The sequence below is a fragment of the Clostridium sp. UBA7503 genome, from assembly GCF_002477055.1.
Classification (GTDB): Bacteria; Bacillota; Clostridia; order Clostridiales; family Clostridiaceae; genus Clostridium_J; species Clostridium_J sulfidigenes.
The window spans coordinates 1-7,629 of record NZ_DLNT01000027.1; the positions used below are offsets into that span (position 1 = coordinate 1).

The window sequence follows — 7,629 nt, forward strand, 5'->3', positions numbered from 1 at the left end:
TTTTGCGAAAGCCCCTTTTATATAATGTATTATTCAATTATAAACTTTGAAATCTCAAATTTTAAAGTTTCAGATAATTCATTTAAATTCTGAGTATATCTTGAAATTTCATCCATATTAGCAGTAATTTCTTCTGTAGAAGCTGATATTTCTTCTGTGGCTGAAGCAGTGCTTTCTGAAATTGATGTAATATTTTCTATTTCTCTTACTACATTAATTTTTTCATATTGAATATTCTCAATAGATTTTTTAATTTCACTTATCTTACTTGATAACTCAAGTACACTTCCAGATATGTTTTCAAAAATTTGTGAAGTTTCACTTACCATTTTTCCTTCTTCATCTACCACTTGTTGAGAGTTATTTATAGCAGATACAGCTAACATAGATTTTTCTTCTATGGCTTTAATCATAACATTTATTCTATCAGTTGAACTCTTTGATTGATCTGCTAATCTTCTTATTTCATTAGCTACTACCGCAAACCCCTTACCTGTCTCGCCAGATCTAGCTGCCTCTATAGATGCATTCAAAGATAATAAATTAGTTTGTTCTGTTATATCAGAAATTGTTTTGGATATAAGATTTATTTGATCCATACTTTCATTTACTTCTTTCACTATATTTCCAACAACTTCAAAAGTATCTTTTATTTTCGTAGAACTGTTTATTAGCTCTGAAACTATTTTGCTTCCTTCAATACTATAATTCTTTGTAACTTTAGATATACTATCAATTTCTGTAGAGGAATTTTCTATATTATCAATTCCTACAGCTAAATCTTCCATATGGTTTGCACATTGAATATGATTAGAAGCACCTGAAGCTATTTCATCCATTGCTATATGAGTTTGTGAAAGGGCAGTAGTAGTTTCATTAGACATGATAGCTAAATCAGCTGCTGTTTTTAATACCACCCGAGATGACTTGTCCACATTTTTCATCAATAGTGCAATGGATTTCATCATATTGTTAAAGTAATCTCCTAATTCTTTAAGGTCATCTTTGGACTTAATTTCTACTTTACCAGTGAAATCTCCTTTGGCAGCTTTAGATATTACTTTCTTAACCTTTTTCATGTTTTTAGCGATACCTTCTCCTAAAATTATATTTATAATTGTTGCAACTATTCCTATTACAATTATCCCTATTATTAAAAAGTTTCTAACTGCATTAGTATCTTTCAATAATTCTATTTCAGGTATAAATGCTACTAATTTTATGTTTTTTAATGAATTCAAATTATAAACTACAAAATTTCTTTTTCCATTGTTACTTAATTCTATAAAACCTGAATTATCATCTACTACAGATTTAAGTTTCTCATCTACCTCTATTAAATTTTTACCTATTAAGCCTTCATCTGTATGAGATACAATATCACCATTACTACTACATACAACTACAACCCCTTCATCACCTATTTTTATATTAGATATACTTGAACTAAAAACATCTAAAGATAAATCTAATCCAACAACTCCAACAACCTGTCCATCTTTTACCACTGTCCTAGCCAGTGTAACCGTAGTTTTTGATCTTCAGCACTAGTATATGGAGATGTAATTATATAAGAGTCCTTATTTACTGTAGCTAAAGTATACCATTCCTTCTCTTTATGATTATATTTATCTGGAAGATTAATTTTGTGGGAAGCATAAAAATCACCATTCTCTGTTCCATAAAATACTGTACTAATGTTAGAATCTGATACTTCTACATTATTCATATGACTTATTATATCTTTAACGCTTTCACTGCTATTGTCCAACTCAATAAATTTACTGTTAAGTGTTAGTGAATTTATTTGATTCGCAACTGTATTAAAATAATTTTCTATCCCTCTATTCACCTCTACTAGCGTTTGACTAGTGGAGTACTTTAAGTTATCTTTAAGCAAACTATAACATTCATTATAAACCAATAAGGATATAAAAATTAAAGGGATAATAGATACTCCTAGCAACGAAATTATAAGTTTACTCTTTAAGCTGTTGAAATTCTTTTTCATATACCCATCCCCATTCAAAGTTTATTAATATAAAGTTTTTACACTTTATATTTTAATTTTTGCAATATTCATAAATTTCTTTATATAGAATAATTATAATGATATAAAATTATTAGTTAGACCTTTAGTTGATTAAAATAATAAAACAAAAATAGATGTTTTCAAGTTCAAAACCCTCTATAGTCAAGCTGCTATTACAATGGTAATAGCTCTATTTAAAAAATTTAATTAACTATAAATGGAGGGTATTATTACAACTCATTACCTTAAAAGTTGCATAATACTCTCCACCTTACACTTATTTATTGTATATTTATTTCATCAATATTGAAAATATATGGTATGCTAATACATTCCCATAAGACTAACTAGTTATATAACAATATATCTATATTACTATATACATATATTAATAGTTAACTATTTGTTCTGTTCATGGAGGGGTTCAAGGAATTTACACCCTTTCTTTACCATCATTTCTTATCATATTCTATACACTGCTTACTTATTAACTCCATTATATTATCCATAGTAATTTCTTCAGCATCAAGTATTAACTCCATGGCATCTTCTACAGTTTCTATAGTATATATTTTAAATTTTCCTTCAAAAATTGCTCTCTCAACTTCTCTTGAAAGTACTAAATCATCTTTATTAGATAGAGGAATAACAACTCCCTTCCCTTCCGTATCATCCATGATTTTACACACTTCGAAGAATCCTTCAATTTTTTCATTTACACCACCTATAGGCTGTACTTGACCAAATTGATTTATAGATCCAGTAATTGAAATATTTTGTTTAATAGGAATCTTGCAAAGAGCAGATATTATAGCTAATGCTTCAGCTACTGATGCACTATCACCATCTATAACTCCATATAACTGCTCAAAGCTAAGATTGAAATCTACTGGCAGAGTTTTATATCCTCCATTGATATTATTAATATATCCTTTTAAAATATTAATTCCCTTAGTATGGATTTTACCACTTAGGTTGGATTCTCTTTGAGCATCAATGATTTTTCCTTCCCCCTTAAAACAGGTGCAGGTTATTTTAACAGGCTTACCAAAACTTGTATATCCCGTATCAATGACAGAAAGCCCGTTAATTTGTCCCACCTTGCTTCCTGAAACATCTATCAGCAATTTTTTTTCATCATATAACTCTAGATATTCTCTTTCTATAGGCTCTTTCCTATAAGCAATGTTCTCTATATCATCTCCATCAATAAATTCCCTTGCCTCTTCTTCTGCTTTATAATTAGCTTGTATTATAAGGTTTGATAATTCATCATGGTCGAAATGTACCTTATTTTTATTTTCTGCCTTTCTAGATAAAAATTTTGCAATTTCTCTTATGCCACTAGATGTTATAGGTTTAATATTATTTTCCTTAGACAATCTATTTATTTCTTTTAGTAATACAGTTTTAACCTTATTCTCGGCCTTCAATACTCCCCTATAGTCAGCTCTTGTCTTAAATATTGTTCTGAATTCTTTATCATAGTTATATAAAGCGTCATGAATATCATAATCTCCAATTATTATTACTTTAGTGTTAATAGGCATAGGTACTGGTTTTAAACTACTTAAAGTGAATAGTTCTATATATCCTCTGTTGTAATCTAAATCTACTTTTTCTGATATTATAGCTCTTTTCAAATAATAATAAGACTGAGAATTACTAAGTAGACTACTGGCTCTGAGAATTAGACATCCCCCATTAGCTCTTACATAACTACCTGCTCTTATGGATTTTACTGTAGATACATATATATTATTATGATTTTCATAATCTATAGACCCAAAAAGGTTAGACACACTAGGATCTTCTTCAAAGATTACTGGTGGATACTCAATATCTGAATTATCAACAATTACATTTACATCATATTTATATATAATGTCTCTTATAGCTTCTTCATCATCCTCATAGCTTATAGAATAGTTTTCCTCAAGTTCTCCCTTAATCTCAGTAATTAAGTAATGAATATAAGCCTTAGCCTCACTATCATCCTTAAATTCTTCTTCTATTACTACATTTAACTCTTCCATTTCTTCTTTAAAAAAGTTATCCATTATTTCTCTAATTCTATTTATTTCATCACTTTTCATATTTCTTAACTTTTCTAATATATCATTAGCATTTATTTTTAACTCATCAACTTTATTTAATATTTCAAATTTTTCTTCTTCCTTAAGATTATCAAATTCATCCTCTGTCATTTCTTTTCCATCAACTAGGGGTATAAATGTAAATCCATCCCCACTAGTTTTTATATCAAAACCATAGTCTTTAGAAAGTTTAATTAAATCTCCCACTATTTTGCTACGTCTGTCTTTAATAGTGCTAATAAGGTGTTCTTTTTCTTTATTATCTATGCCATTATAAAATTTAAATATACTTTTTGCATAAAACTCTTGAATCTTATCTACTACCTTTTTAAGCTTATTTCCATATCCATTGTTAACAAACAAATGAATAGGCTCCTTTGCATTTCCTTTTATAACATAACATATATCCTTTGGTGGCTTTCCATCCTTCAATATATGTTTTACATAGCTAATAATATGTTTTACTCTATCCTTGCAAAATTCATCAACTAAGTAAATATTATACCCTTCACCATTTAAAAGAAGTGATGTTTTTATTTTACTATATGCATCCTTATATTGTGGCAATATAAATTCGCCTTCTATTTCTCTATCTTCAACAATTTCAAAATCGTACAAAACTTCACTGGGTTTTAAAACTCTTTTCATACTGTCCTCCCAAATAAAATCATTTAGTATATTAATATTCTTATAAAAGGACTTTTGGAACAAAAACATAAAAATTCATATTATAATTTTTAAAAATTAAACATAAACTTGTTATAACAACTTAATTATTATATAATAATGATATTGTGTAATATTATACACTTGAATACAGTCAGATATTATACGTAGTTATTTATTCTTCATGTAAAGGAGTTATTCATATGGGATTCAAAGACAAATTATCACAAAGTTATTCTAACGCTTTTATAAATAGATATGGTGATAGAATAACGCAAGTTCAAGGAAGAGCTTTATCTGTTAAAACAGAGGAAAAATCTTTTCTTGGAATTTTAAATACTATTATTGTTACTATTGTAGTAAAACAAGACAGTGCTAGAACTATAGCAACTTGTGTTTATAAGAAAAAGAGATGGTTTAAAAAGCCAGAATTCATTCCTGTATCTCAAGGTCATTCTTTATTGATTCAAGGTTTAAAACCTGATTATTCTAAAAAGAAAAAGAAGAAAAAGAAATTTAAGGACTACATAAGCATAATGAACGTTATGAACCTTACTAATAAGAGAGACTTAGTTCCTGTTGAAGGTGGTCAAAAGAAGATACAGAGAGTAAGACAAGATAGAAGATTTAAATAAGTAATGAAGCCCCTTTGCTGGGGTGTAATAGGAAAACTTAACTTTTTAGTTAGCACAGGATACTACTTGTATTCTGTGTTTTTTTGACATACCTATAAAAAAGATGTACAATTCTAAATTGGTAGTACCAATTTAGAAAGGGATGTTTATATGAAGTATTTTCGTCAATTTGCAATTATTTTGGCAGTAACTTTTATTGGAGAAATATTAAAATATATTATTCCATTACCTATTCCTGCTAGCATATATGGTTTAATTCTCATGCTTATAGTTTTAAAAGCAAAAATAATTTCCCTTGAACAAGTGAAGGAAACTGGAACTTTTTTAATAGAAATTATGCCTCTTATGTTTATACCAGCAGCAGTTGGTTTATTAGTTTCTTGGGATGTACTAAAGGATATTTGTATTCCTGTTATTATAATAACTATTTTAACCACAGTTATTGTAATGATAGTCACAGGTAAAGTTACCCAGTTTATGATTAAACTAGAGAGGATGAATAAAAATTGAAGGATTTATTATGCAATTCAGCATTTTTCGGAGTAGTAGTCAGTATTCTAGGCTATGAAATAGGATTGTTTTTAAAAAAGAAATTTAATAATGGAATCTTTAATCCCTTACTTATTTCAATTCTTTTTGTAATGGTAGCTTTAGTTATTTTTAAAGTAGATTTTGAAAGTTACAATAATGGAGCAAAATATTTAAGCTATTTACTAACTCCTGCTACAGTATGTCTAGCAATTCCTCTATACGAGCAACTGGATTTATTAAAAAACAATTTTAAAGCTATCATAATAGGAATTTTTTCTGGAGTAGCAGCCAGTCTTATAAGTGTATTTTTATTTGCTTTGCTTTTTAAGTTTACCCATGAACAGTATGTAACCTTGCTTCCAAAATCCATTACTACAGCTATAGGAATGGGAATTTCAGNNGAATTGTCACAATTACAGTAGCTGTTATTATTGTAACTGGTATTATTGGTAATATCCTTGCTGAAATTATTTGTAAGGTATTTCATATCCATGAACCAATTGCTAAAGGAATCGCCATAGGAACCTCTTCCCATGCCATAGGCACTGCAAAGGCAATGGAAATTGGAGAAATAGAAGGTGCCATGAGTGGTCTTGCAATAGCAGTAGCAGGTTTATTCACAGTAATTGGTGCCTCCATCTTTGCTAATCTTTTATAAGTCTTTAATAAACTTTACAATGAGAGAATTCGTACAGGCTATTAAATTCTCTCAAACTTTTATTACTTTAAAAAGCTCCAGAACATATAAAACAGCCATGGTACCTAGAGTGATATGCTTCCCTTATTGCAGACAGTTTAAATAACAAAACTATTTACTATAAGGATAAACACATTAAAAAGTACCTTGGCTATTTTTCACTTAAAATATTCTTAAGTTCTGTTTCCTACAAAAGTAGCAATGCTATTAATAAAGGATATTATTCCTGAGAAAAATACAATAATTGCCCACTGTCCAATACCTATAGACATGGTATGGAATATACCTTGTAACATAGGAACATATATTACTAACAAAAGTGCTGTCACTGAAATAATAACAGAACCCAATAAATACATATTGCTAAAAGGATTGATTTCAAAGAGAGAATACTTTTCACTTCTACATTCAAATACATGAATTAACTGTGAGCAAATTAGAGTTCCAAGGGCTAAAGTTCTACATACTCCTAATCCATATCCATAATACTTACCCGCTAAGAATGCAAGAACTGTACAAACACCAATTAATGCACCTCTAATTAATATCTTTTCTTTTAATCCCCTTGCAAAAACACTTTCACCTTTTTTTCTTGGCTTTTCATACATTATGTTTTTATTTGGTGGATCTACTCCAAGAGCTATAGCTGGAAGTCCATCTGTAACTAAATTTACAAATAAAATTTGAATTGGAAGAAGTGGTACTTCTAAATAAAACAATGAAGCTAAGAACATAGTCAATACTTCACCTAAGTTACAAGATAATAGATATCTTATAAATTTTCTAATATTATCATATATAACTCTACCTTCTTCAACTGCAGTTACAATAGTGGCAAAGTTATCATCTAATAATATCATAGATGCAGCTTCTTTAGTTACATCTGTTCCTGAAATTCCCATAGCTATTCCAATGTCAGCTTCTTTAATAGCAGGGGCATCATTAACTCCATCACCAGTCATAGCTACAATA

Annotated in this window: 6 protein-coding genes and 1 pseudogene; 3 read left to right on the forward strand and 4 right to left on the reverse strand. The window is 28.8% G+C overall.

Annotated elements, in window-relative coordinates:
• Nucleotides 1-29 precede the first annotated feature (29 nt).
• The 3 genes from B3630_RS07995 to B3630_RS08005 all read right to left on the reverse strand — a co-directional run bounded on the left by B3630_RS07995 (nt 30) and on the right by B3630_RS08005 (nt 4,776).
• Nucleotides 30-1,508 (reverse strand): methyl-accepting chemotaxis protein, encoded by a 1,479-nt coding sequence (locus tag B3630_RS07995; protein ID WP_346897067.1) that lies wholly within the window; start codon nt 1,506-1,508, stop codon nt 30-32.
• Entirely contained in the window at nt 1,502-2,011 is a 510-nt protein-coding gene (locus B3630_RS08000; RefSeq protein ID WP_346897069.1) for a hypothetical protein, read from the reverse strand. The genes B3630_RS07995 and B3630_RS08000 overlap by 7 nt, the downstream gene beginning before the upstream one ends.
• A 473-nt stretch (nt 2,012-2,484) precedes the next feature.
• Nucleotides 2,485-4,776, reverse strand: coding sequence for an AAA family ATPase (locus B3630_RS08005; protein WP_346897071.1), 2,292 nt, complete (start codon nt 4,774-4,776; stop codon nt 2,485-2,487).
• A gap of 221 nt (nt 4,777-4,997) precedes the next feature.
• Here B3630_RS08005 and B3630_RS08010 point away from each other — a divergent pair, with 221 nt between their 5' ends.
• The 3 genes and pseudogenes from B3630_RS08010 to B3630_RS08020 all read left to right on the forward strand — a co-directional run bounded on the left by B3630_RS08010 (nt 4,998) and on the right by B3630_RS08020 (nt 6,618).
• On the forward strand, nt 4,998-5,429 hold the full coding sequence (locus B3630_RS08010; RefSeq protein WP_150845003.1) for a hypothetical protein: 432 nt from the start codon (nt 4,998-5,000) through the stop codon (nt 5,427-5,429).
• 150 nt (nt 5,430-5,579) lie between these two features.
• Nucleotides 5,580-5,939, forward strand: coding sequence for a CidA/LrgA family protein (locus B3630_RS08015; RefSeq protein ID WP_346897073.1), 360 nt, complete (start codon nt 5,580-5,582; stop codon nt 5,937-5,939).
• 95 nt (nt 5,940-6,034) lie between these two features.
• Nucleotides 6,035-6,618: pseudogene (locus B3630_RS08020) on the forward strand (LrgB family protein).
• Between the two features lie 212 nt (nt 6,619-6,830).
• Here the strand turns inward: B3630_RS08020 and B3630_RS08025 are convergent.
• Nucleotides 6,831-7,629 (reverse strand): HAD-IC family P-type ATPase (locus B3630_RS08025; protein WP_346897075.1); only part of this gene is annotated, 799 nt, incomplete at its 5' end.